Source organism: Arthrobacter ramosus (assembly GCF_039535095.1).
Taxonomy (GTDB): Bacteria; Actinomycetota; Actinomycetes; order Actinomycetales; family Micrococcaceae; genus Arthrobacter; species Arthrobacter ramosus.
Genome location: NZ_BAAAWN010000001.1, coordinates 1,240,233 through 1,265,126, shown reverse-complemented (window position 1 = coordinate 1,265,126; position 24,894 = coordinate 1,240,233). Strand labels below are relative to the sequence as shown.

Below are 24,894 nucleotides of genomic sequence, written 5' to 3'. Positions count from 1 at the left end.
CGGGCAGGCATCATCGCGTATCATCGTAAGGTCACGCCGTCGAGCAATAGGACCTACCAGTAATGAAACCCGTGTTGCTTCGACTCGCTGGATTCACGCTGCTTCCGCTTCTCGCACTGGTACTGCCTTTCCTCCTGCTGCCTGTCATTGCCCGTGTCGCAGGGCCGGCTGGTTGGTCAAGCATCACATCCGGCCAGGCCATCGGAGTTTTTGGCGCCACGATCATTCTGTGGAGTTGGAATATCTCAGGCCCGGTGGCGATTGCCCGGAGCCCCTCACCACAGGCCCGCGCGTCGCTTTATTCAAGAAGCATCCGAACGCGCATCATCATTGCGCTTGTTGTCTTTCCGCTCATGAGCATCATCGTGGCCCTCGTAGCGCACGACGGTTACCGCCTTGACGCGATCACCATGGCGTGGGCCACTGCCCTCACCGGCTTTTCCCCGGCCTGGTTCGGTATCGGCACAGGACAACCGCGGATTTTGGCCGTCTATGACACTCTTCCCCGTTTTTGCGCGGCACTGCTCAGCGTGCCATTCATTATTGCGACCGGCCAGATTTGGATCTACGGCGTCCTCGCACTCCTTGCCACCGTTGTGGCCTCGATAGCATTCCAGCTTCGATTCGGAGAAGGCGGGACATGGTTCCCCAGGCACCCGGGGAATGCCGTCCGCGAGATCGTTCCCGAAACAGGAACCGCGGCAATCAATTTTGCCGGAAGCGCCTACGCCTCATCCCCGGTCCCAATAGCCACGGCGACAGTGCCATTGGCCACGGCCACGGCCGGATTTGCCTCCGCGGACAGCATCTACCGCTTTGGCCTTTTCAGTGTGGTGGCCGTCGGCAACACTTTTCAAAGCTGGACGCTTGAAGGAAACCCGGAGGACTCCCGACGGCGCCACACACTTGCGCTGATGACGCACCTTGCGCTCGGAGCCGCCGGCGCGCTTGGCCTGGGCCTGCTGGGTCCATGGGCTTCTGCCATCTTGTTCAGCGAGGCGAACAAAGCCGACACCGCGACGTCCGTCTTCTATGGGATTTCCTTTTTCTTCCTCTCGGCTTCAACGCCCCTCATCAGGAACCTCCTCATTCCGGCCGGACGCCAACGAACTGTCCTTCTATGGACGGGACTCTCGGCAGCTGCAGGAGTCGCGTTCATGGTGGTGGCCGGCTTAAGCTCAAATGTTCCGGGTGTGGCACTAGGAATGGCCATCAGCGAAGCGTTGCTCTTCATCGGCCTTCTCCTCCCCGCGTCAAGGCTGCTGCCTGCCAAGGCGCTCCCCGTAAGTGTGGACGGGTAGGATCATCTCCGTGATTGAAAGTCCACAAAGACGAACCGCAGCGGTGATCGCCGCTTTCAACCCCGACGACGAGCTGCTCACCAACGCTGAAGCCATCGCAACGCAAGTTGACGAGCTCATTGTTGTCGATGACTGCAGTACGTCTCCGGCGTCGGGGCTGATCTTCGACCGCCTTGCCGGGAACGGAACGAAGATCCTGCGCCTGGACAACAACTCCGGGATCGCGGCCGCCCTGAACCGCGGACTCGAAGAGCTGGAATCGACCAGCCGCCCGGATTTCGTGCTGACTTTCGACCAAGACTCACTGCCGGTCCCGGATTACGTCTCACATGCGCTGGCCACTTATGACAGCGCCACGGCCGAAGGACAGAAAGTGGGCTTCGTGAGCGCTGAGACGTTCAGCGGGCATCAGGTACCGGTCCTCGGAATGTCCCGCGGATTTTCAGAAGCATTCGATCCCATGCAATCGGGTTTCTTCATCCCGATGACCACCTTGGCCGACGTCGGCAACTTCGAGTCGGGCTTCTTCATCGATTGCGTGGATTCCGAGTTCACCGCGCGAGTCCGGGCAGCCGGCTACAGCATCCTCATCGGGGCAGGCTGCGAAGTCGGGCACAGGCTCGGGGCGCGCCTCCCTGCGAAGGTGCTTGGGCGGCCATTACGGCTCCGCGGCAACGATTTGTCTTTCAACTACTACTCGCCTTTCCGGATGTACTACATCATGCGAAACGGCACTACTCTCGCCCGCAGGTACTGGCGCCGGAACCCGGTTTGGGTGATTCGGCGCCTGCTGGAAGACGCGAAAGCACAGCTTCTCCGCTTCGCCTTCAGCCCCGGTCGACGGTACCTGGCTATCGCCGCTTGGGAGGGGCTCATCGATTCATGCCGCGGACGGCAGGGTCGCATCAGCCAGGACCTCCTCAACCGCATCCAGCCACGATGACTTATAGGAGAACGATGGAAAATCATGACTCAACGCGGATCCTGGTCATCATGCCGGCGTGGAATGAAGCCGAGTCGGTAGGCGACACCGTCCGCGAAGTCCTCGGTGTCGGATGCCCCTACGACGTGCTGGTCGTCAACGATGGCTCCACCGACGCCACGGCGGAAGTTGCAGCCGAAGCCGGAGCAACAGTTTTGAACCTGCCCTTCAACCTGGGCGTCGGTGGCGCTATGCGCGCCGGCTTCAAATACGCGAAGCGCCTCGGCTACGGCCGTGTGATCCAGGTCGACGCCGATGGGCAGCATGATCCACGGAACATCGGCGAGGTGCTCGCCGGGCTGGAGCACGCCGACATCTCAATCGGCGCCCGATTCGCGGACAAAGGCGAATACAAGGTGAGCGGCCCCCGGAAATGGGCAATGCAGTTCCTCGCGAAAGTCATCTCCGGCCTCGCAAAGACGCGTCTCACGGATGTGACGTCAGGATTTCGTGCTGCCAATGACCGCGCCATCAGCCAGTATCTTGACCACTATCCCGCGGAGTACCTCGGTGACACCATTGACTCCCTTGTCGTGGCGATACGTTCCGGTTGCAAAGTAACCCAGATCCCCGTGGCGATGCGCCCGCGCCAGGGCGGAACTCCGAGCCACAATCCTGCCAAGGCAGCGATCTATCTCGGCCGTTCCACTTTCGCGCTCCTTTTCGCGCTTACCCGTAAGAGATCCGATATTCCATCCGCATCAACAACATGGGCCCAGGAGGCATCCTAATGGGAAATCTGGCGGCCTTCCTCCTCGCTTTGGCGATCGTGGGGATCGTATTCGAAATGCTGCGGCGCAAAAAGCTCCGTGAGAAGTACGCGGCACTTTGGCTCGTGGTAGGCATTGGAACCTTGGTCCTTGCCGCGTTCCCGAGCTTGCTGACAATCGTTGCCGAACTCGTTGGCGTGCAGCTTCCGTCGAACTTGCTTTTCATCATCAGCATCCTGTTGCTACTGGGAGTCTGTTTGCACCTTTCCTGGGAAATCTCGGTCGTTGAGGATGAGACCAGGACACTGGCTGAGGAAGTTGCGATCATGCGCACCCTCCTTGAGCGCCTCCAAGCTGCCGAGACCCCGGAAGACGACGCATCCACTCCTTCCGGCCCAAAGTAAGGAACCGAATGGCCCTTGATATCTTCATCCCCTATTGGGGGGATCCTGACTACATGCGGCAGGCAGTCGACAGCGTACTGGCACAGAATTCGGACGATTGGCTCCTGACCGTAGTGGACGACGCCTATCCAGGCGATGAGGTCCGCCGATACTTGGAAGAAATCAACGATCCCCGCATTACCTATGTCCGCAAGGAAATCAACGAAGGAATTACGGCGAACTTCCGCACATGTGTCTCCCGCGCAACGCAGGACACGCTTGTGGTCATGGGTTGCGACGACATTCTCCTGCCGAACTTCGTTGATGTCGCACTTCGCGCGCACCGGGATTTTCCAGAAGCCTGGATCATCCAGCCGGGCGTGGAAGTGATCAATGAGGCCGGGGAGAGCGCACGGCCCATTGCGGACCTTGTCAAGCAACACCTGGTCAAGCCTCGCGGATCCGGGCCCAGGGCGGTCAGCGGCGAGAAACTGGCAGTCAGCCTGCTCCATGGTGACTGGCTCTACTGGCCGTCCCTGATTTTCCGTCGGGACAAGATCGAGAACTTCGATTTTCGCGATGGCCTCCACGTCATCCAGGATCTTGGGTTGATCATCGACATGGTCCTGGCAGGAGCTGAGCTGCTCATCGAGCCGGAGGTATGTTTCGCATACCGCAGGCACACGGCCAGTGCCTCTTCGAGCAAATTGCTGGACGGCTCCCGTTTTGCCGGGGAACGCGGCTATTTCGAACTTGCGGCCGAGCTCTGCAGGAAGAAGGGGTGGCGAAATGCATCAAGGGCAGCGGCATTGCGTCTGACGTCCCGGGCCCATGCTTTCCTGCTCCTGCCCAACGCGGCGTTGCATGGCAGCCCCGCAGCTGTCGGGTCCCTCCTTAGGCATACTCTTGGAAACTAGGAAATTCGACGTGCCACCCGAGATTGAACCGTCGAAGCGGCTAAACCACGTAGCCGCGGTCGTCACCGCCTATCGTCCGACGTCGCACCTGGTCCGCAACGTCACCTCTTTGCTACGGCAACTGACCACCGTAGTCGTAGTCGACGACGGCGGCGGGCCCGGTTTCGATCAGATCTTCGAGGACGCGGCGAAGGCCGGCGCCATGGTGCTGCGGCTCGAAGAAAACTCCGGAATCGCATCCGCGCTGAACGCGGGGATAGATTTGGCGCGTACCACGCCGGTTGACTACATCATCACCGTCGACCAGGATTCACTCCTGACCGCCGAATACGTCCACCGGTTACTGGAGGCTGCCAAGTCCGCAGAGGCCGCAGGTATAACCCCGGGCCTCGTTTCCCCGGCCCGCATCCACGGCAATCCAGTGAAGAAGGCCGGTTCCAAATCCGGAATCCAGCTGGGACGGGAACCGATTCAATCCGGGCTGCTGATTCCGGTTTCCACCTTGGACGCGATCGGCAACTTCTGGGATGGCCTGTTCATCGACCTCGTGGACACGGAATATTACTTCCGCGCCCTTGATGCCGGACTTCCGACCGTACTTGCGGACGCAGAATTCGACCATTCGCTGGGAACCTTGGTAGATGCGAATATTCTGGGCAGGGACATCAAGCTTCAGGATCGTCCATTGAAAGTCCGCATTGCTGCTTCCTGGCGCTATTACTACATCTTCCGAAACCGGATTCTCGTTGGCCGGCGATACGCGAAGGTACATCCAGGATGGGTTGCCGGCAGCTTGTTGCTCGACATGAGGCACCTCCTTTTCGTGACAGTATTGGCACCCGGCCGCGCTGCCCGGCTCCGGTCCGCATTGAGGGGAACCATCGACGGCATCCGTGGCCGGAGCGGAAGAGCGCACCGCGGCTAGGAGCTGAGCGGGGGCCATTGGCCAGTCGCTGGTTTTGCCGCGGACTCGAAGGTAAGGGATGATGGGGACCATGCGTGGAATCATTCTTGCCGGTGGCACCGGATCTCGTCTCCATCCGATTACTCACGGCATCAGCAAGCAGCTGGTCCCGGTTTATGACAAGCCGATGATCTACTACCCCCTCTCCACGCTCATTTTGGCGGGCATTCGCGACATTCTCGTCATCACCACTCCCCACGACGCCGAACAGTTCCAACGGCTGCTTGGCGACGGTTCCCAATTCGGCGTGAACATTTCCTATGTCCAGCAGCCGTCGCCCGATGGACTCGCCCAAGCATTTATCCTGGGTGAGGAACATATCGGAAATGAAACTGTTGCCCTCGTCCTGGGAGACAATATCTTCTACGGACAGGGCATGGGAACGCAGCTTCGGAAACATGCAAACATCGACGGCGGTGCCGTCTTTGGTTACTGGGTGAAAGATCCCAAAGCCTACGGCGTGGTCGAATTCAACGAAGATGGCAAAGCCATTTCCTTGGAGGAAAAGCCGGAGCACCCCAAATCTCACTATGCCGTTCCCGGCCTGTATTTCTATGACAACGATGTCGTGGAGATCGCGAAGAACCTCAAGCCTTCACCCCGTGGCGAGCTCGAAATCACGGACATCAACAGGACATATCTTCAGAACGAAAAGCTCCATGTCGAGATCCTTCCGCGGGGCACGGCATGGCTCGACACCGGTACCTTCAACGACCTCAACGACGCGTCGAATTTCATTCGCACGGTAGAGAACCGCCAAGGCCTGAAGATCGGGGCTCCCGAGGAAATCGCCTGGCGCCAAGGTTTTCTTTCGGACGACGAGCTGCGCGCACGTGCCGAGCCGCTGATCAAGAGTGGTTACGGAGCGTACCTCCACGGCCTGCTGGAAGACTAGTCGCCGCCCGTGTGGTGGTCTGTCCTTCCGCAGTTAGTCGGCGCTGCCTTAGTGCTGATTTCACCCGGACTGCTTGTGGCACTGGGATTGCGCTATCGAGGATTTGACGCGCTAGGGCTGTCCCCTGCCCTGTCGGTAGGGGTGATTGTCATAGCTTCGACGCTGAGCCCCTTTTTGCATGTGCGGTTCACCCTGCTTCCGGTCGCTATTGTGGCCGTCGCGCTCGGCGCGGTGGCATGGTTCGTTTCCCGATCCCGTCCCCGCCGTGGGGAAACGCCGAGTCCGGGACTTTGGCGGCGGTCAGCACCATTTGTGGCCGGTGTTCTCGCACTAGTGGTGATCGGCGCCAGGGTCATGCAAGCCATCGGCGGGCCCGAGCATTTTTCGCAAACCTACGACGCCGTTTTTCATCTCAACTCCGTCAAGTACGCCCTTGATACCGGGAATGCCTCGTCCCTGACGATCGGCGACATGACCGGCGGCGGCTTCTATCCCGCGGGCTGGAACGCGGTGGCGACGTTGGTCGCCTCCACCTTCGCGCTGGACGTACCGGTCGCCGTGAACCTCACGAGCATAGTCCTCGCGGCAGTGTTTTGGCCTCTGGGCTGCCTCTTGGCGGCCAGATGGACCATTGGCCGTTCGTCCGCGGTTGCCCTGGCAGCCGGCGTAGCATCCGCCTCGCTTGGCGCATTCCCGCTCCTGATGATGGACTTCGGCGTCCTGTACCCCAATCTGCTGTCGATCAGCATCCTGCCGGGTTCGATCGCCCTTGCCGCGGCAATTTCCAGGGTTTCCCCGGCCTGGGTTCCGCGGGACCTATCGGCGATCCTGGCACTCTTGTTGAGCCTTGCAGGGCTCGTTGTGGCGCATCCAACCACCTTCATGGCCTGGCTGACATGGACGGCCCCGATGGTCGGTGTCCTTGCGTGGAAGGCCTTCAAGCTCCGGAGACGGGGTTTGCTCCGTGTCGGGAGGGCCAGGTTGATGGTCCCCCTGGTCAGCTATTGCCTGGTTTTCCTTATTCTTTGGGTCGTCCTCAGGCCACCTTCGGACGCTTCATTCTGGGGCCCGTACCATACGGTCCCGCAGGCCCTCGGCGAAGCCATTGTTTTCTCTCCGTTGGACTTGCCTGCCGCTTGGCTAGTGGCACCGGTGGCGCTGCTGGGCCTTTGGACTGCAGTGGGGAGGATTCGGTACAAGTGGCTCGCAGGAGTCTTCCTGATTTTCACGGTGCTGTTTGTGGTTGTTTCCGGTTTCCCCATTTCCAGGGTACGGAGTGTTTTGACAGGTGTCTGGTACAACGACAGCTACCGTATTGCAGCTCTGTTGCCCCTTGTCGCCGTCTTGCTTTCTGCCGTGGGCGTGGAGTGGATCTGCAATAATCCGTACCTATCGCAACTGTTCAAGCGGGTTTTCCGTGGAAGCGGCCTTGGGATCCACCGGTCCGGTCTGCGGAATGCACTTCAATGCGCCGTGGCTGCCGTTCTCGTCGTCCTAGCCGTCCTCGTCGGGCAAGTGGGCGGAGTGAACAAGGAAGTTGAGCAAGCCGCATCAAAATACACCTTGTCAGCGGACTCCCCTTTGGTCTCGAGCGACGAGCTGGCAATCTTCCAAAGATTGCACAACGACGTCCCCCAAGATGCGATCTTGATCGGGAACCCCTACACCGGAGCGGCTCTTTCATATGCCCTCGGTGATCGCAAGTCCGCGCAGCTCCATATCCTCAGCTATGTTTCCCCTGATCTCCAAGAGATATACGACCACCTGGACACTGTCTCAAAGGATCCCGCCGTGTGCAGGGCTGTTAGGAGCCAGCATTCCTATTACGTCCTTGACTTCGGATTGCTGGAAGTCCATGGAGGAAACCACACTCCGGCTGGCCTCACTCACCTGGACCAAAACCCGGGAGTTCAACTCGTAGACAGCCAGGGAAATGCAAAGGTCTACAAAATAACGGCCTGCGGAGCCGGCTGATAAGGCGCACTGTCGGCGGATGTCCGCAGCTGGTCCAGGCCGGGCCGTAGCCAGTCGGCCGACCTCCCCCCGTGGCTAGTCTGCAGACCTCCGCCGGAGTTCCCGAACGACGTCATGAACTTCGCCGTCCATGATGATCTTGCCGTGTTCCAAGAGGACACCACGCTTGCACACAGACGCGACAAGATCCAAGTCGTGGCTCACGACGAACAGTGTCTTGCCGGCCGCGGCCAATTCGTTGATCTTGGTGATGCATTTGCGTTGGAACGGTTCGTCGCCCACAGCCAAAATCTCGTCGATGAGGAAGACCTCAGGGTCCGTGTGGACCGCGATCGAGAAAGCCAACTTCAGGTACATGCCCGAGGAATAGAACTTGACCTCGGTGTCGATGAATTCTCCGATTTCGGAGAACTCCACAATCGAGTCGAACATTTCATCGATCTGGTTTTGGCTCATCCCAAGGATGGCCCCATTGAGGTACACGTTGTCGCGCCCGCTGAGGTCGTGGTGGAAACCGGCGCCGACTTCGATCAGGCCGGCCACTCGTCCCCGTGTATGCACGGTACCCTCGTCCGGCTGGAGCACGCCTGAGATGAGCTTCAAGAGGGTTGACTTGCCTGAGCCGTTAAGCCCGAGCAGCGCCACGGTTTCGCCTTGCTCGACATCCAGCGAAACGTCCTTCAGCGCATCGAACTTCTTGGAAAGGTCCCCTTTGCGCCCGGTCAGCAACCAGACAATTGCTTCCTTCATACTGCGGGTGTGCCGGAGCACAAACTTCTTCCGCAAATTCCGGCAGGTGATGGCCACCCTGTCGGACACTCCCGCAGGTACAGTCATTTCAGAGCTCCTGGGCAAAGTGGACAGACAACTTCATGAAGACGAGCTGGCCAATCACGAGGACGAGTACAGCGACGCCAAAGGCGGAGGGGAACCAGACGGTGATCAGGTCCGGCGGCATGGAAATCGATCCGGATTGCGCAGCGCTCAGTGTCGGGGACCAAAATGCCCAGTGGAAGATTTCGACGGCGACTGTCACCGGATTCAGCTGGTACAAGAAGAACCAGGGACCCATGACGCGTTGCACCATCGGCCACACGTAAAGTACCGGTGAGGCCCACGTGACGATCATGAGGATCATGTCCACGATGTTCTCGGAGTCGCGGAAGTAGACGTTGGCCGCACCGAAAAGCAGGCCGAGGCCGGTGGAAAGAATCGCTGTCAGCACAAACGCTCCGACGACGGCCAGCAGTTGCCAGATCGAGGGACTCCATCCGGTCAACAGGCAGGCTCCGAGCAGGACCACTACCTGGGGAAGCAAATGGGCTGCGGAAACCCACACGGTAGAGACGGGGAACAGCTCCCGGGGCAAGTAGATCTTACGGATAAGGTCCCGGTTGTCCACTATGGAGCGCGTCGCATTGCCCAGCGACTCCGTGAAGAAATTGACCAGCACGATTCCCGCGAAGAGATAAATCGCGTAGTTGGGGGTTCCGCGCTGCATGTCGAGGAAGACTCCGAGAGCCACGAAGTAGATCAAGAACTGCATCAGCGGCTTCACATAGGACCAGAGGAGTCCCAAGACGGAGCCGCGATAGCGGATCTTGATCTCCTTGCGTACCAGTAACTGCAGCAGGAACTTGTGTTTGTAGACGTCGACGATGCCGCGGCCGCGGCCCGGTTGGACCAAGTCGGTCACGGGCTGTGTCATCTAGTGGCCTTCCTCGTCGGCCAAGCCAAACGTCTTTTTCCAAGCTTCCATGGAGGTGATCTCCGGCAGAGCCTTGCGGTACTGCTCCGAGAGTTCCTCCCATTGGCGGTAGAGATTGGCGTGAAGCTTTCCTGCTTCCGCCAGCATGGACTTGAGCTTCTCGGGGTCGCGTTTGTACCAGGAAGCCGCGGTGCCATCGGCGTTCGAGACCACGACGCTGTCATAGTGCGCCAAGCGGAACCATCTGTTGTCCCGGTGAGCCAGGAAGCCTTGGGGTCGCTCTGCTGATTCCGCTGCCGGTTTCTTCACCAACTGGCGCGCAACCGTGGTGACACCCCATTTAACGAGGTCCTTCTTGTTGGGAAGTCCAATGGGGTTGAGGCCGGAGGGTCCGCGGCCCAATGCCGGGGCCGGGAAATCATCGACGTTCTCGCGCATCTCCGCATCGGGATAGTCGGACTTCAACGCATTGATCTCGCCGAGCTTCGTGGCGAGATTGCCATGCAAATGCCCGGGCCCGAGGAAGAGATCCTTCAAAGCATCGAGCCGCGAATGTTCGGTGAAGTACTGCATGGAAACCAAGTGCTTTACATCCGCTTGGAACGACTCCCGGATAACGCGGCCCCCCTTCTTGTAGGGGCTGTAGATGAGCGTCGTGATCAGGCGGTTCCTGCCATGGAAATAGGCCTGCCAGCCAACCAGATCGTCCTTGTCGATCCAGGAGACATGCCAGACGGCCGCTCCGGGCAAGGAAACCGTGGCAAAGCCCGCTTCACGGGCACGAAGTCCGTATTCGGCGTCGTCCCACTTGATAAAGACAGGAAGCGACAGCCCGATCTCACGGATGATTTCCGTCGGGATCATGCACAGCCACCAGCCGTTGTAGTCGACGTCGACGCGCCGGTGCAGCCACGGCGTTTGCCGAAGGTTCGCGACGCTGAAGTCATGCCTCATCTCCATGTCCGCATGGGGCATTGCAGGCACAAATCGATAGGGGTCCACCACTTCACCAAAGGTGTGAAGAACGCTGCGGCTGTAGAGGTCGAACATGTGGCCGCCCACGATAGTCGGCTTCCGGCAATGATCCGAGAAGGTCAGCAGGCGCGAAATACTCTCCGGTTCGATGACGACGTCGTCATCCAACAGGAGCGCGTAGTCGCTGCCGTTCTCCACGGCCTCATACATACCGCGGGAGAAGCCACCCGAGCCGCCGAGATTGGCTTGGTCGATGATCCGCAGCTTGTCACCGAGGGCCGACTTTACCTCGGCAAAGCCTGGCTGCTCGGCAACCTTTTGGGTTCCTTGGTCCACGATGAGGATTTCCTGGACATGCTCCAGCACCTCGGGATGCTCCGAGAGAATCCTGGCGTTGTTCAGGCAGAAGTCCGGCTTGTTCATGGTGGTGATCTCCAGGGTCACCTTGCCGGGGTTGCCCTCGCGCTCCGCGCCCTGCCATTCCGCTGAATCGAGCGTCAGTTCTTCCCGGCTGGAGGCAAGATCGAACCAGTACCACCCGCCGTCGCCGAAGGGCTTAAGGGAGAGCTCGAATTCGGTGACAGCGGTGCCCTGGACCCTCGCACCATCAACACGCTGGAGAGTGCCCCGCGCGTTCGACTTATAGACCGTGACGGTGCCGTGGCCCGTTGTACGTACAACGAGGCGGACCATTTGAAGGTCTGTCCAGCGGCGCCAATAGCTCGCAGGAAACGCGTTGAAGTACGTTCCGAAGGAAAGCTGCTCTCCGGCGCGGAGCCTCACGGAACTCCTGGAGAGGACGTCTTCAAAATGGACCTCTTCGCTGCCCGAACTGACGAAGTGAAGCTTCTCCTCGGTCGACTTGGGGTTCCTTGCGAATTCGTCGTTCTCGCGCAGGCGGATACCGTTCGCCGGGCCGGCGTCGACGTACAACGCAGTTGTGTCCAGCTGGTCATCAGCGGGCAGGATAACCCGCTGCAATACTTGCATCTTGATTTCGCTGCTCACGCGTCTACTCCTCCGCTTTCAATTGCTGTGCCGCTTTCGAAGTGCGGACGAATCCTGTTATCAAACATCGACAGAGCCGAACCGATGGCCATGTGCATATCGAGGTACTTGTAGGTGCCAAGGCGCCCGCCGAAGAGTACATTCTCTTCCGCCGCTGCCAAATCCCGGTACTTGAGCAGCTTCTCCCTGTCGAGGGCCGTGTTGACCGGGTAGTACGGCTCATCACCCTTTTCCGCGAATCGAGAGAACTCCCGCATGATAACGGTCTTCTCCGTCTGGTATTCACGCTCGGGGTGGAAATGCCGCGGCTCGATGATCCTGGTGAACTGGACGTCGTCGTCGTTGTAGTTCACAACGGACGTTCCCTGGAAGTCGCCCATGTCCAGGACTTCCTTTTCGAAATCGATGGTGCGCCAGGACAGATCTCCGGCGACGAAGTCGAAGTAGCGGTCTACGGGGCCGGTGTAGACGACGGGAATCTTGCCGACAACCTTGTCCTTCGAATACTCATGCGAGTCGTCGAAGAAGTCCGTGTTCAAGCGAACTTCGATGTTCGGATGCTCGGCCATCTTCTTGACCCATGCGGTGTATCCATTGGTCGGAAGGCCCTCATACTTGTCGTTGAAATAACGGTTGTCGTAGTTGTAGCGGACGGGAAGCCGGGAAATGATCCCGGCCGGCAGGTCCTTGGGGTCTGTCTGCCACTGCTTGCCGGTGTAGTGCTTGATGAAGGCCTCGTAAAGCGGACGGCCGATCAGCTGGATGCCCTTGTCGTTCAGGTTCTGTGGATCGGTTCCGGCAAGTTCGCCGGCCTGCTCCTGAATGAGTGCCCGCGCTTCGCCGGGCGTCAGATTGGCCCTGAAGAACTGGTTGATGGTTGCCAGGTTGATGGGCAGGGAGTAGACCTCGCCCTTGTGGACGCCGTAAACCTTGTGGACGTAGTTGGTGAAGGTCGTGAACCGGTTGACGTATTCCCATACCCGTTCATTCGAGGTGTGGAACAGATGCGCGCCGTACCGGTGCACCTCGATGCCGGTCTGCTCTTCCGTTTCGCTGTATGCGTTGCCTCCGACGTGGTGCCGGCGGTCGATGACAACAACCTTCAAGCCCAGCTCGGTGGCTGCCTGTTCTGCGATTGTCAGGCCAAAAAAGCCTGACCCGACAATGACGAGGTCAGCGGTCACAAAATCTCCTGGTTCGAATATGAGCAGCCCAATGGTGTGCATTGGCTGCAGGTCAAGCCTACCCGAGATGGCGCGCCCGGTTTTCGGGCCGGTCCCTTCCCGCGCGAATCAGTGAAACGTTTTCCACATAGGCCAACTGCCCTGGAACGCCCGGTCCTCATCACAAATATCGTGGAAGAACAGCAGTCCCGCGAACCGAAGGAGCGGACACAGTGACATTCCATTGCACCCTCGTCCGGGCCCCGCGGGCGTTACGGCAAGGCGAACCCATCGAACTGGCCATAGCCGCCTGCAACGGCACCCCTGGGGCCGTGGTCGAGGCTGCAGTCGCGGCCGAGTTCGCAACCGGAAAACTTGCAGTCGATGGGCTGCCACTCAGCGGTCTCACCGTTGGCTCGGCGCCGCTCATGCCGGGAGCTGTGTTGGTAGACGGGTCCGATTCGGAGGCGCAAGACACCCGTGATCGCGATCGCAGTCCCGCAGCGTTGTCCTTGCTGGTTCACGCCGGACCAGCCGCGGGCATGGTCATACCGCTGGAACGGGGCACTTACGGGATCGGCCGGAGCAACGCCGATATCTGCCTCCCGGATCCTGATGTTTCCCGGGTCCACGCTGTCCTGACGATTTCCGAGACAGCGGTCACCATAACCGACAACGGGAGCGCGAACGGAACGGTGGTGGACGGACGCAAAGTCCGCTCCGCCCCTCTCTCAACCGCCTCGAGGATCCGATGTGGCGGCTCTGTCATGTCAATTGTCTTCGGCGACGGAGAATACGGAGCGGAGTCGCTCGGGGCAGCGGGGCTGGGCATCGCCCAGCCGATCCTGGTCCCCCGGCGCCACGATGCGGGCAGCCGCACGCAACTTCTCCTCACGGCCGGGCTCCCGTTCCTGCTGGGAGTCGGAATGGCTCTGGCCACTGGCATGTGGATGTTCCTCGGATTCACCGCAATTTCTGCCATCGCGGTCCTTGCCCCGGCAATTTCGGGAAGGCGGGAGCGCTGCCTTCTGGCTGCCGCGATCGCGGCGGCCGTCGAACAAGACCGGGCCCGACGACGGCGGTGTTCACCGTCCGCCGCCGAGCTCGCCTACGCCGTCAACTCAGCAGTTTTCCTCTCAAGAGAACGCGGGCGAATGCAGTTGACGCTGCCAAGAACCAGCACAACCCAAGGCACCGGCACATCCCAGGGACCCGGCACGGAGCAAGTCACGGGCACGGAGCAAGGCCCGGTCACAACGCAAGGAACGGCGGGCTGCCGCGATGTCTGGCTCCGGCTCGGCATCAGTCCGCAGAACGCCCGGGTTGCACTCGATCCCGCGGACCCGGGCTTTCAGCCACCGCGGTTGGGCCCCGTTCCCGTGGTTCTGGATCCCTCGATCCAAGCCGTTTCCCTCACAGGACCCGAAGCCAAGGTGCAAGGAATGTTCAGATTCCTGCTCATGCAGCTGGCGGCTTTTCCCTGCGCAGCCAACGTCCCTGTTCTGATACACGGACCAATAGCCCTCTTGCCGTCAAGCGCCCGGTTCCTCCCCCGCGTCACCTTGACCACGGACGCCTCTTCAGCCGCGGCTGTTCTTTCCATGCCCGCGGATAGACCGGGAGCACTGTTTCTGGTGGGGCCCGAACGTCATCCCGCCGTCGACTCACTCCGGCTGGCGGCGATCGAGTCTGGTTGGAGAGTCTTCGAACGCACCGCGAGCGGGGACGAAAGCGGTTCCGCAATCGAGCTCTGGAACAAACGCTCAGTCCTCCGCTCGTGTCTTTCAGAAACTGAATTTGACCCTGACCTTGTGCCGCACCCGGTCTTCGACCGCTACTGTCGCTCATTGGCAAGAGTGCCTGGCCTGGCGACTGAAAGGGCCCCCCTTGTCCCCTCTACCTGCGGGCTTGCCGAACTGCTTCTCCCTGAGCCCTCAAGCATCGCGGCCCGCTGGAGCGCTTCCTCAGTACGCGGAGGGCTATCCGCAGTCATTGGGCAAGGAGCCGACGGTCCCCGGTCCCTGGACCTGGTTTCGGACGGCCCGCATCTCCTCGTTGCTGGAACTACGGGATCGGGAAAGTCAGAGCTTCTGCGCACAATAGTCTCCGCGATCTCGCTGACCCATAGCCCGGACAGGGTCAACTTCCTGTTCGTCGATTTCAAGGGCGGTTCGGGCCTCGGGCCATTGCTCGACCTACCGCAATGCGTCGGAATGCTTACGGATCTCAGTGAACACGAACTCGAACGCACCCGCTCCTCCCTCCGTGCCGAGGTCCGGATGCGGGAAGCGATCCTTGCGAAGGCCGGTGTCCCTGATTTGCCCGCATATTGGGCCACAGCCGGAGGAACCGGGGGCGGGGGCGCGGCGGGACGAAGAAGCCAACTTCCCGCACTGCCCCGTCTGGTACTTGTCATTGACGAATTCCGGATGCTCATTGAAGACGCCCCGGATGCCCTGGCCGAATTGATGCGGATCGCCACCCTGGGCCGGTCTCTGGGCATCCACCTGATCATGGCAACACAACGTCCGCAGGGTGCACTGAGTGCGGACATCCGGGCCAACGTCACCACCAGCATTGCTCTTCGCGTCCAATCAGAAATGGAATCCCGGGACGTCATCAACTCGCCGGCAGCGGCATCGATTCCGGTGTCCCTGCCTGGCCGCGCTTACATGGTTCGCGGAGTGGAAGATCCCGAGCCCTTTCAGTCAGCGACCCTCTCGGTCGGCGAAAAAGGCCCATCACTCACAAAAGCCATTGCCCGACCGGCAGCGGGGTCGCTCCGGTTCAGCGGTTGGTCGGAAACCGCAGACGCAGAGACCCGGGGTGCGGTTGCAACGCCAGCAGAGGCCGTCCGCCCGATGATCAAAGCAATCAACCGGGTTTGGGGCATCCTCGGGGGTACACCGCCCCGGAGACCTGTTGCTCATCCGCTTCCCGAGTCCATCCCGTTTCACGAATCCCTCGGCACCTCGGCAATGGCGGGCAAGCACGCGGCAAGCGGAACGCCGGCAGGGCCGACAGCCTACCTTGGCTTGGCAGACTTGCCCACACAACAACGAGTTGCCGGCCTGTCCTGGACTCCGCTCGTCCACGGGAATCTTGGGCTCGTTGGCCCTCCTGGAAGCGGAGTTGAAGATACGTGTCGGGCAGCGGCGGCGCAGCTTGTAGGAAGTGCCGATGAACTCCATCTCTATGTCCTCGACGGTGACGGTTCGTTCACCGACGTGGCAGCCCAGGGGCGCGTAGGGGCCGTTGCCTCCCCCAACGACATCAGAAGGGCAGTCCGCATCCTGGAGAGGTTCGCAGCTGAGATGTCGGCGCGGCAATCCCCGGGAACCGTCGCCGGGCAGGTCCCCCTTCTGCTGGTCATTTCAAGCTGGGGTTCCTGGGTCTCCGAATTGCGCGCCGGACCGCTGGCCTGGGCCGAAGACGTTGTCCACTCGATCGTCCGCGATGGGCCGAAGGCAGGACTGGCTGTTCTTGTCACGGGTGACCGCGAACTGACCGCCTCGCGCATGTTCGCGTCAATCCCCAACCGCGCATATTTTCCCACTGGGACCACAGAAGAAGGGCGGTTGGCGTGGCCTCGGTTCGCGACAATGATGGCCCTGAAGGGCCGGGCAGTCGTGAGTGGCAACTTGCTTGATGTTGACACCGCAGTCGCGCAGCTCGTGGCGACCCCGCCAAGCGCGGCCTGGCCGTACTGTGTGCCCCCGGAGACTGCACTGCGCCCATTCCGGGTGGATCCCTTGCCCCAATTCATCCGGGCTTCGGATCTCGCCGCGGATGGCCGAACCGAAACCACTGCCGTTTCCCGCGCTGGTGCGCAGGGGTCGGTGCTCCTTGGGGTTGGAGGGGACGAACACGAACCTGCTTGGATCAAGCTGCCGCGCCCAGCCGTCCTCCTCGCCCTCGGCACACCCGGTTCCGGCAAGTCGTCGTTGCTCACCGCATTGGCCGTGCTCAATCCAGGCCATCATTGGTGGACACCACCCGAAGGGGCCGATCCTGATGCCTTTTGGGCCGAATTCCACCGGGATGCAAGCCGCAGGCTCGTGGGAGCAGAAGTCATCCCCCTTGTGGACGACGCCGAGCGCCTCAGCAGCGAAACCGCCTGCCTCCTGGCTGAACTTCCCGGTATGGGTTTCTCAGTGGTGGCAACTGCGGGCAGCCCTGTCCTTCTGCAGCGGACACCCCTTGCTTCCCTGGCCCGAAACCACGGAAGCGGAATTCTCCTCGGCAATGGGCCGCCTGCCGCTCGAGAATTCTTCGGCGTCCGCGTCGACGTCGAACCGGCGCCACCACCGGGTCGTGCTGTCCTCATCGAGCATGGACGAACACGCTCCGTCCAGGTCGCTGCTCCGGACTAGGAAGCCGTACCCGAGTGAAAACAGCTAGAGTGCAGCGCGGGATCCGCCCGTTCGGGAGGCAAAGGCAATGACCCGCCTGTCGAACAAGAAGACAATCCCGGCCAGAGCCGGCACCACCATGGCAAGACCGGCGAGAACCAGCCCTCCCGTCATGGTGGGAAACCCGATCGTCAGGGCGAACAGCTGGGCAACCAACGCGGGTGCCCGGGTCCAACGGTAGCCACGGAACAGGAAGTGTCCCACCGCAAACAACAATGCAGAAAAGGCCAGCAGAAGGCCGAGGGTAAACACGGCTCCCCAGAATGAGGCCACCGGAGCCCCGGTCACGAGCTCGTATATATACAGGGCCCCGGCGGTCAACAGTGCGAGGGCTTCCAGCACAACCACCATCGAAATAACAACGATTCCTGCAGGACGCGGTCCTCCGCCGGATGCCCGGCCGATGCTGTCGCTGCCGGTCCCGTGGCCGTCGTCGCCGGGCGCTGCGGGGTCATGGTTGGGGTTCAGAGGGGGTCTTGACACACTGGCACAATACCGGACATAGTCGAATACCTGTGAGTAGACCGGTGGCCAATGTGATGCATCGCTCACGGTTTCAAACGCTAGAACCCCTTGTTTACATGGCGTTAACATGACACGCTTGACTCAGACGACCAAGGGGGCCCAATGGGTCCCCTTTCCTATGAAGCCTCTAGTGAATATTTTCACAAAAGGCTTAACTAGTACTCACGAATGGAGTGACTGATCAGCATGGATTGGCGTAACCGCGCAGCCTGCCTTGACAAGGACCCGGAGCTTTTCTTCCCAGTAGGCAACACCGGCCCTGCGCTTCTCCAGATCGAGGAAGCGAAGAGTGTCTGCCGTCGCTGTCCCGTCGTGGACACATGCCTTCAGTGGGCCCTTGAATCGGGCCAGGACGCTGGCGTCTGGGGCGGTATGAGCGAAGACGAGCGACGCGCACTTAAGCGCCGCGCCGCCCGCGCCCGCCGCGCTTCCTAAGCATCTGGGGCCCACAAAGCACGGCGCCTGAGGCAAAGAGAACATACGAAGATGGCCCGGACCGAAAGGTCCGGGCCATCTTCGTATGTCTGACCGCGGTTACCGACAGAGCGCGCCGCCAGCGGCCGGCGTCAGCTTCGCACCAGGTTCAGGACGATCTCGACGGCGGTGCCTCCGCCGTCGCGCGGCCTCCACTGGATGCTGCCACCCAATTCGCTCGTGACGAGTGTCCGCACAATCTGAAGGCCTAGACCCTCTGTGTACGACCCCTCCGGCAGTCCGACGCCGTCATCGGCGATGGTCACCGTCAGGAGTTCATCGCCGCGCTCCCCCGTGGAACGATCGGCCATCAGCCATACCGTTCCGGCCCGTCCTTCAAGGCCGTGCTCCACGGCATTTGTCACGAGCTCATTGATGACCAGCGCAAGGGGCGTGGCGAAGTCGCTCGGCAATTCGCCGAACAGGCCGGCGCGCTCAGTCCGGACGTGCTGCGAAGGGGACGCTACTTCTGCCGAGAGCCGGAACTGACGTCCGATGAGTTCATCGAAATCAACGCTCTGCGTGAGCCCTTGAGAAAGGGTCTCGTGAACCAACGCAATCGTCGCCACTCGCCGCATTGCCTGTTCCAGGCCTTGCTTCGCCTCATCGCTGACCATCCGTCGCGACTGCATGCGCAGCAAAGCCGCCACCGTCTGCAGGTTGTTCTTGACGCGGTGGTGGATCTCACGAATCGTCGCGTCCTTGGTCACCAGCTCGAGCTCGCGACGTCGCAGTTCGGACACGTCGCGGCACAAAACCAAGGCACCGAAGCGATGCTTTTCGTCGCGCAACGGAATCGCGCGCAACGACAAGCTGACTCCGCGGGACTCGATTTCGCTCCGCCACGGCATCCGACCGGTAACCACAAGCGGCAACGTCTCGTCCACCATCCGCCGGTCCTTGAGGAGTCCTGCGGTTACTTCCGCGAGGGACCGTCCTTCCAAGGTTTCCACCTCGCCGAGCCGGCGGAATGCGGAGACGCCGTTCGGACTCGCGTACTGGACGATGCCGTCGGCGTCGAGCCTGATCAGGCCGTCACCCACGCGGGGAGCGCCACGGCGGGAACCCGTCGGTGACGCGAAGTCCGGCCAGAGGCCCAGCGTTCCCATCCGGAGCAGATCGTAGGCGCATTGCCTGTACGTGAGCTCCAGGCGGGAAGGCATCCGTGAACTGGAAAGGTCCATATGCGACGTGACGACGGCAAGGGTCCGTCCGTTCCTGACCATGGGCACCGCCTCAACCCGAAGAGCCATCTCGCTGCTCCAGCTCGTTTCACTGGAGCGTTCGATGGAACGGCTGGACCACGCCTTGTCGACTATCGGTTGCAGATCCGAGCGGATGCCTTCCCCGACGAAGTCCGCATGGAACACCGTGTGGCTCGTCGACGGCCGGACGTGTGCAAGCGCGATATAACCGAACTCAGGATGCGGAAACCATAGGGCCAAGTCCGCGAACGCCAGGTCGGCGACCATTTGCCAGTCGCCGACCAGGAGGTGCAGCCATTCAGCATCTCCAGGCCCGAAATCAGCGTGCTCCCTGATGGGGTCTGTAAAGATTGCCACTGCACCTCCATATGACGCCCGGGCTTGTCCCTAGCGTCGAACGATTGACCTCAAGAGCCTCAATGCTACCGACAGAGAAGCCATGTCGTCGGCCTCCAGCGCGTTGACCTCGTCGAACATGCTCTTCGCGCGCCCCAACTGCTCGGCGTTGAGGTCTTCCCAAGCCCGCAAACGAGCCTCGGCGTCGAGGCCGGCGTCGCTCGATTCGAGCACCGACGTCGTCATGTCCGCTACGGTCGAGTAGAGGTCGTCGCGCAGGGCTGCGCGGGCAAGCGCCTGCCAGCGGTCATCGCGCGGGAGTGCCGTAATTCGCTCCAGCAACGAATCGACGTGGAAGCGGTCGAACACCGTGTAATAGACATGACTGACCTCTTCCACACGGGCCTCGCGGCTATGCGTGATCTTGGCGATGTCCAAGAGTACGAAACTCTCGAACAGCTCGGCCCAGCGATGGGCGAGCGTGTCGGGAAGGCCCCAAGAGCGCGCCTTTTCAAGCCAACCGGTGACCCGTTCTTTGTCGCTGCCGCGCAAGTAGTCGAGCACCCTGGCCCGCATCGGATCCACCATCGGCTTGAATTCCGCGACGATCTCCGAGATCGGCTTCGAGGCGTTACCCTGGCTGAGCAACCAGCGAACGGCCCGGTCCAGAAGCCTCCGGATGTCGAGGTGCACCGTGCTCCAGTGTTCCGTGGGGAACGAAGCAGGCAGGGCATTGAGCTCACGCACCATCGAGTCGAGTTCGTAGATCTCACGGAGGGCTACGAACGCCTTCGCGACGGCGACCTCGGTAGCCGAGGTCTCCTCCATGGTGCGGAAGGCGAAGGTGATGCCACCCAGGTTGATCATGTCGTTGGCCACCACGGTTGCGATGATCTCGCGACGCAAGGGATGGGTGTCCAGTTCGGCGTCGAACCGTTCGCGGAGCTGCTTCGGGAAGTAGGAGCGAATCGTCTTACGGAACCAGGGATCATCCGCCAGATCACTGTCCCGCAATGCCGAGCCCAATTCGATCTTGGCGTACGCGGCGAGGACGGACAGTTCCGGGGACGTCAGGCCCTGGCCCTGTTCAAGCCGCTCACGAAGGGTGTCGGTGGTCGGCAGCGCTTCAAGGTCCCGTTTGAGGTCGGCGGACTTCTCGAGCCAGTCCATCAGGCGCTCGTAGCTCGGGCTCCATTCGGCGACGCGTGTCCGGTCGTTGAGCAACAGGATGTTCTGATCGATGTTGTCTTCGAGCACAAGGCGCCCGACCTCGTCGGTCATGTCGGCGAGGAAGGATGTGCGCTCGGAAGCATCCAGTTTCCCTGCGGCAACCATCCGGTCCACGAAGATCTTGATGTTGACTTCATGGTCGGAACAATCCACGCCGGCGGAGTTGTCGATCGCATCGGTGTTGAGGATGACACCTTGCAGTGCAGCCTCGATGCGTCCGCGCTGCGTCATTCCGAGGTTGCCGCCTTCGCCGACAACCTTGACGCGCAGCTCGCGCCCGTTCACGCGGATGACGTCGTTTGCCTTGTCCCCCACCTCGGCGTGGGACTCGGTGCTGGCCTTGACGTACGTTCCGATCCCGCCGTTGTAGAGGAGATCGGCCGGAGCCAGGAGTATTGCACGCAGAAGGTCGGGAGGACTCAGCTGAACCGTTCCGTCCGGCAGGCCGAGGGCCCTGCGGACCTCCGGCGAGATCGGAATGACCTTGGCTTGGCGGGGGAAGACCCCGCCGCCTGCGCTGATGAGCGAGCGGTCGTAGTCATCCCACGAGGAGCGGGGAAGGTCGAAGAGACGCTGCCGCTCGCCGAAGGACGAAGCCGCGTCCGGCGTCGGGTCCAGGAAGATGTGGCGGTGGTCGAAGGCGGCCAGCAGGCGGATGTGCCTGGAGAGCAGCATTCCGTTGCCGAACACGTCGCCGGACATGTCGCCGACGCCGACCACGGTGAATTCCTCGGTCTGGGTGTCAAGGTCCAGCTCGCTGAAGTGGCGCTTGACCGACTCCCATGCACCACGGGCCGTAATGGCCATGGCCTTGTGGTCGTATCCTACGGAGCCACCGGAAGCGAAAGCGTCCCCCAGCCAGAATCCATACTCGGCGGCCAGGCCGTTCGCAGTGTCCGAGAAGGTTGCCGTGCCCTTGTCCGCAGCCACTACCAGGTACGAATCGTCGTCATCCTGACGGACAACGTCCGATGGCGGCACAATCTTCTCGCCGTCGGCTGTGGTCACGAGGTTGTCGGTGAGATCGAGCAGGCCGCGGATGAAGGTCTTGTAGCTTTCGATGCCTTCCGCCATCCACGCGGCGCGGTCAAGTGCGGGATCCGGAAGTTGCTTCGCGAAGAATCCGCCCTTGGCACCGGTCGGCACAATCACAGCGTTCTTGACCGTCTGCGCCTTGACCAGCCCGAGGATCTCGGTCCGGAAGTCTTCACGGCGGTCCGACCACCGCAAGCCGCCACGGGCCACTTTGCCGAAGCGCAAGTGCACGCCTTCAACGCGTGGCGAGTACACCCAGATCTCGTACTTGGGCCGCGGGAACGGCAGGCCGTCGATGGTGGTCGGATCGAGCTTGAAGCTGACGTACGACTTGCCTTGGAAGTAGTTCGTGCGCAGGGTCGACTCAATGAGGTTGACGAAAGTCCGCAGGACGCGGTCGGCGTCGAGCGTGGCCACCTGGTCAATTGCTTCAGCCAGTGTGGCGCGGGCGCTCTCCTGGCGGGCCGGACGCGCGGCGTCGGGCGACGAAGGATCGAAGCGGGCCCCGAAGAGGTCAATCAGGCCGCGGGCAACCTCCGGGTTGGCGAGAAGGGTATCCGCAATGAACTCGAAGGAGTTCGTGTTCCCCATCTGCCGCATGTACTTCGCATAGGCGCGGAGCATGACGACCTGCCGCCAGTGGATACCTTCCCGGAGCACGAGACGGTCGAAACTATCGGATTCCACCGCACCTGTCACCGCGGCGCTGAAGGAGTCCGCCAAGAGCTGGCCGGTAGCCACGGGATCGACACCGGCGGGGTACTTCAGGCCAAGGTCATAGAGGAAGAAGTCCCGGTGGTCGGCAGTTTCAATCTCGAAAGGCCGCTCATCGAGGACCTCAAGGCCAAGATTGTGGAAGTAGGGCAGGATCTGGCTCAGGCTCTTCGGTTCCAAAAGGTAGAGCTTGACGCGGGCATCCTCTTCGAGGAGCTCACCGGCGCCGTTGGGCAGGTAGACATGCACTCCGGGGACCGCCTGGACGGCGACGGCGTTCCGGTCGGTTGTGGCGGCATACTTCTCGAAACGCTCAATGTCCTTGAGGGCGTCCTCGACTTCGTAGTCGACACGGTATCCGGCGGGAAACGCATCCGCCCACAGGACTGACAGTCGCTCGGCGTCCAGCCCGCTGGTGTTCTCGCGGAGCACCTCTGCAATACCTTCAGCCCACGACCGCGAAGCCCGGACAAGCCGCTTTTCGAGTTCACCGGTGTCGACGTCGCGGAGCTCCGCCTCCCGCGGCAGCCGGATACGGAAGAACACCCTCGAGAGTGCGGACTCCGTGATCCGGGCCTCGTAGTCAATGCTCTCGGCCTCGAAGGTCTCGCGGAGTTCCTGCTCAATTCGTTGCCGGACGTTGGTGGTGTAGCGGTCACGGGGCAAGTAGACCAGTGCCGACATGAACCGTCCGTAGATATCCGGGCGCAGGAAGAGCTTCGTGCGGCGCCGTTCCTGCAGACGCTGGATGCCCAAAGCCGTTGCTGCCAGGTCCTCGGTCTCGATCTGGAAGAGTTCATCACGGGGGTAGGTCTCGAGAATACCGACGAGGTCCTTGCCGGAGTGGGAGTCCTGCGGGAACCCGGCCGAGCGGAGCACTGCGTCGACCTTTTCCCGAACGATGGGGATGTTCTTGACGGAACCGGTGTACGCGCTCGTGGCGAAGAGGCCGATGAAGCGGCGCTCACCGTTGACGTTGCCGGCAACATCGAAGCTCTTGACACCGATGTAGTCCAGGTACGCGGGGCGGTGCACGGTGGACCGCGAGTTGGCTTTGGTGATGACCAAGGCGCGCTTCTCGCGCGCCTTCCGGCGTCCGGCGTCGGTGAGGTGCTGGATTTGGTGCGGGTGGTCCCCCGCCCTCAAGAGTCCCAAACCGCTCGCTTCGCGCAACTCAAGGACGTCTTCACCGTTCTCGGTGATGAGGTCGTATTCCCTGTAACCCAGGAACGTGAAGTTGCCGTTGTCCAACCAACGCAGCAGGTCCTGCGCTTGCCTGAGCTCCGCGATGTCTTCCGGGTGGGCCACCTTGTCCAGGGACGATGCCAGCTCGAGCGCCTTCGTGCGCATTTTGGGCCAGTCTTCGACGGCGGCGCGGACGTCGCTCAGGACGCGGTGGATTCCGTCCACGAGTTCCTTCTGGAAGTCGTCGGCCACTCTGTCAACCTCGACGGCGATCCACGACTCCATGTGGGAGACGTTGTCACCTTGGGCGATCAGATGGGCGATGTTCGGCATCGCCGCGGTGTCACCGCTTGAGATGCCGATGTTCGACGGCACCCGGGCGATGTCGGACAGATCGCCAGTGACGTGATCACGAGAAACCACGAAGAGTGGGTGCATGACGAGCCGGATGGCGCAGTTCTGGCGAACGAGTTCGGCGTTCACCGAGTCCACCAGGAACGGCATATCATCCGTAACGATGTACAGAATGCTGCGATCACCCTCGTTGGCAATCCTGACGTTGGCAGTGCCCGGCTTGCGGCTCTGCCCCGCTTCCCGGTGTGCCGCTGCCCTGGAGGTCAATTGCTCGGCATCGTATCCGCGGGCGTCCTCCTCTGCGAGATGCTCGTAGTAGTCCCCGAAGAACCCTTCCCGGACTACTGCAGGTTTAGAACGATCCTCCACGCTGGATCCTGACGACATCGACAAACGCCTCCATCACATCTCAATTGCTGCGTCCTTGCAGCCCACATGGCGAGC

17 protein-coding genes are annotated in these 24,894 nt (G+C 61.3%); 10 read left to right on the top strand and 7 right to left on the bottom strand.

Annotated elements, in window-relative coordinates:
* Window positions 1-62 precede the first annotated feature (62 nt).
* From ABD742_RS06005 to ABD742_RS05970, 8 genes are all read left to right on the top strand, one after another.
* Window positions 63-1,301 carry a polysaccharide biosynthesis protein gene (locus ABD742_RS06005; RefSeq protein ID WP_234748103.1) on the top strand — a complete coding sequence of 413 codons (1,239 nt, stop codon included), beginning with the start codon at window positions 63-65 and terminating at the stop codon, window positions 1,299-1,301.
* A 10-nt stretch (window positions 1,302-1,311) separates the two neighbouring features.
* Complete coding sequence (locus ABD742_RS06000) at window positions 1,312-2,244, top strand: glycosyltransferase (protein ID WP_234748105.1); 933 nt, start codon at window positions 1,312-1,314, stop codon at window positions 2,242-2,244.
* A gap of 14 nt (window positions 2,245-2,258) precedes the next feature.
* Window positions 2,259-3,014 (top strand): glycosyltransferase family 2 protein, encoded by a 756-nt coding sequence (locus tag ABD742_RS05995; RefSeq protein ID WP_234748107.1) that lies wholly within the window; start codon window positions 2,259-2,261, stop codon window positions 3,012-3,014.
* Window positions 3,014-3,397, top strand: a complete 384-nt coding sequence (locus ABD742_RS05990; protein WP_234748108.1) for a DUF2304 domain-containing protein — start codon at window positions 3,014-3,016, stop codon at window positions 3,395-3,397. The genes ABD742_RS05995 and ABD742_RS05990 overlap by 1 nt, the downstream gene beginning before the upstream one ends.
* A gap of 8 nt (window positions 3,398-3,405) precedes the next feature.
* A complete protein-coding gene (locus tag ABD742_RS05985; protein ID WP_234748110.1) occupies window positions 3,406-4,293 on the top strand; it encodes a glycosyltransferase in 888 nt (295 codons plus the stop codon).
* A gap of 10 nt (window positions 4,294-4,303) precedes the next feature.
* Window positions 4,304-5,218, top strand: coding sequence for a glycosyltransferase (locus ABD742_RS05980; RefSeq protein ID WP_234748112.1), 915 nt, complete (start codon window positions 4,304-4,306; stop codon window positions 5,216-5,218).
* Between the two features lie 70 nt (window positions 5,219-5,288).
* Complete coding sequence (gene rfbA, locus ABD742_RS05975) at window positions 5,289-6,152, top strand: glucose-1-phosphate thymidylyltransferase RfbA (protein WP_234748114.1); 864 nt, start codon at window positions 5,289-5,291, stop codon at window positions 6,150-6,152.
* 9 nt (window positions 6,153-6,161) lie between these two features.
* On the top strand, window positions 6,162-8,126 hold the full coding sequence (locus ABD742_RS05970) for a DUF6541 family protein (protein ID WP_344787402.1): 1,965 nt from the start codon (window positions 6,162-6,164) through the stop codon (window positions 8,124-8,126).
* A gap of 75 nt (window positions 8,127-8,201) precedes the next feature.
* Here ABD742_RS05970 and ABD742_RS05965 read toward each other — a convergent pair whose 3' ends face one another.
* Genes ABD742_RS05965 through glf form a run of 4 tightly spaced genes read right to left on the bottom strand, consistent with a single transcriptional unit; the run spans window position 8,202 to window position 13,001 of the window.
* Window positions 8,202-8,963: an ABC transporter ATP-binding protein gene (locus ABD742_RS05965; RefSeq protein ID WP_234748118.1), complete on the bottom strand. Its 762-nt coding sequence runs from the start codon at window positions 8,961-8,963 to the stop codon at window positions 8,202-8,204.
* Between the two features lies 1 nt (window position 8,964).
* On the bottom strand, window positions 8,965-9,834 hold the full coding sequence (locus tag ABD742_RS05960; RefSeq protein ID WP_234748120.1) for an ABC transporter permease: 870 nt from the start codon (window positions 9,832-9,834) through the stop codon (window positions 8,965-8,967).
* Complete coding sequence (locus ABD742_RS05955) at window positions 9,835-11,799, bottom strand: glycosyltransferase (RefSeq protein WP_234748630.1); 1,965 nt, start codon at window positions 11,797-11,799, stop codon at window positions 9,835-9,837. It abuts the gene before it with no gap.
* 14 nt (window positions 11,800-11,813) lie between these two features.
* Window positions 11,814-13,001 carry a UDP-galactopyranose mutase gene (glf, locus tag ABD742_RS05950; RefSeq protein WP_234748122.1) on the bottom strand — a complete coding sequence of 396 codons (1,188 nt, stop codon included), beginning with the start codon at window positions 12,999-13,001 and terminating at the stop codon, window positions 11,814-11,816.
* Between the two features lie 212 nt (window positions 13,002-13,213).
* On the opposite strand from glf, the gene ABD742_RS05945 reads away from it, so the two are divergent.
* Window positions 13,214-17,353: a type VII secretion EssC family protein gene (locus tag ABD742_RS05945; protein ID WP_234748124.1), complete on the top strand. Its 4,140-nt coding sequence runs from the start codon at window positions 13,214-13,216 to the stop codon at window positions 17,351-17,353.
* 24 nt (window positions 17,354-17,377) lie between these two features.
* On the opposite strand, the gene ABD742_RS05940 is transcribed toward ABD742_RS05945, so the two are convergent.
* The gene (locus ABD742_RS05940; protein ID WP_234748631.1) at window positions 17,378-17,743 is read right to left on the bottom strand and encodes a hypothetical protein; all 366 of its coding nucleotides are present in this window, start codon (window positions 17,741-17,743) and stop codon (window positions 17,378-17,380) included.
* 360 nt (window positions 17,744-18,103) lie between these two features.
* On the opposite strand from ABD742_RS05940, the gene ABD742_RS05935 reads away from it, so the two are divergent.
* Window positions 18,104-18,352 carry a WhiB family transcriptional regulator gene (locus ABD742_RS05935; protein ID WP_003804966.1) on the top strand — a complete coding sequence of 83 codons (249 nt, stop codon included), beginning with the start codon at window positions 18,104-18,106 and terminating at the stop codon, window positions 18,350-18,352.
* Window positions 18,353-18,483: 131 nt separating this feature from the next.
* Here the strand turns inward: ABD742_RS05935 and ABD742_RS05930 are convergent, their stop codons facing one another.
* Complete coding sequence (locus ABD742_RS05930) at window positions 18,484-19,953, bottom strand: sensor histidine kinase (RefSeq protein ID WP_234748126.1); 1,470 nt, start codon at window positions 19,951-19,953, stop codon at window positions 18,484-18,486.
* A gap of 30 nt (window positions 19,954-19,983) precedes the next feature.
* Window positions 19,984-24,837, bottom strand: coding sequence for an NAD-glutamate dehydrogenase (locus ABD742_RS05925; protein ID WP_234748128.1), 4,854 nt, complete (start codon window positions 24,835-24,837; stop codon window positions 19,984-19,986).
* Between the last annotated feature and the right edge of the window lie 57 nt (window positions 24,838-24,894).

Excerpts from the sequence above, each read along its gene's own strand:
- ABD742_RS06005 (WP_234748103.1), top strand. The coding sequence starts at position 63 with ATGAAACCCGTGTTGCTTCGACTCGCTGGATTCACGCTGCTTCCGCTT.
- ABD742_RS05995 (WP_234748107.1), top strand. The coding sequence starts at position 2,259 with ATGGAAAATCATGACTCAACGCGGATCCTGGTCATCATGCCGGCGTGG.
- ABD742_RS05990 (WP_234748108.1), top strand. The coding sequence starts at position 3,014 with ATGGGAAATCTGGCGGCCTTCCTCCTCGCTTTGGCGATCGTGGGGATC.
- ABD742_RS05985 (WP_234748110.1), top strand. The coding sequence starts at position 3,406 with ATGGCCCTTGATATCTTCATCCCCTATTGGGGGGATCCTGACTACATG.
- rfbA (WP_234748114.1), top strand. The coding sequence starts at position 5,289 with ATGCGTGGAATCATTCTTGCCGGTGGCACCGGATCTCGTCTCCATCCG.
- ABD742_RS05965 (WP_234748118.1), bottom strand. The coding sequence starts at position 8,963 with ATGACTGTACCTGCGGGAGTGTCCGACAGGGTGGCCATCACCTGCCGG.
- ABD742_RS05960 (WP_234748120.1), bottom strand. The coding sequence starts at position 9,834 with ATGACACAGCCCGTGACCGACTTGGTCCAACCGGGCCGCGGCCGCGGC.
- ABD742_RS05955 (WP_234748630.1), bottom strand. The coding sequence starts at position 11,799 with ATGCAAGTATTGCAGCGGGTTATCCTGCCCGCTGATGACCAGCTGGAC.
- ABD742_RS05940 (WP_234748631.1), bottom strand. The coding sequence starts at position 17,743 with ATGGTGGTTGTGCTGGAAGCCCTCGCACTGTTGACCGCCGGGGCCCTG.
- ABD742_RS05935 (WP_003804966.1), top strand. The coding sequence starts at position 18,104 with ATGGATTGGCGTAACCGCGCAGCCTGCCTTGACAAGGACCCGGAGCTT.
- ABD742_RS05925 (WP_234748128.1), bottom strand. The coding sequence starts at position 24,837 with ATGTCGTCAGGATCCAGCGTGGAGGATCGTTCTAAACCTGCAGTAGTC.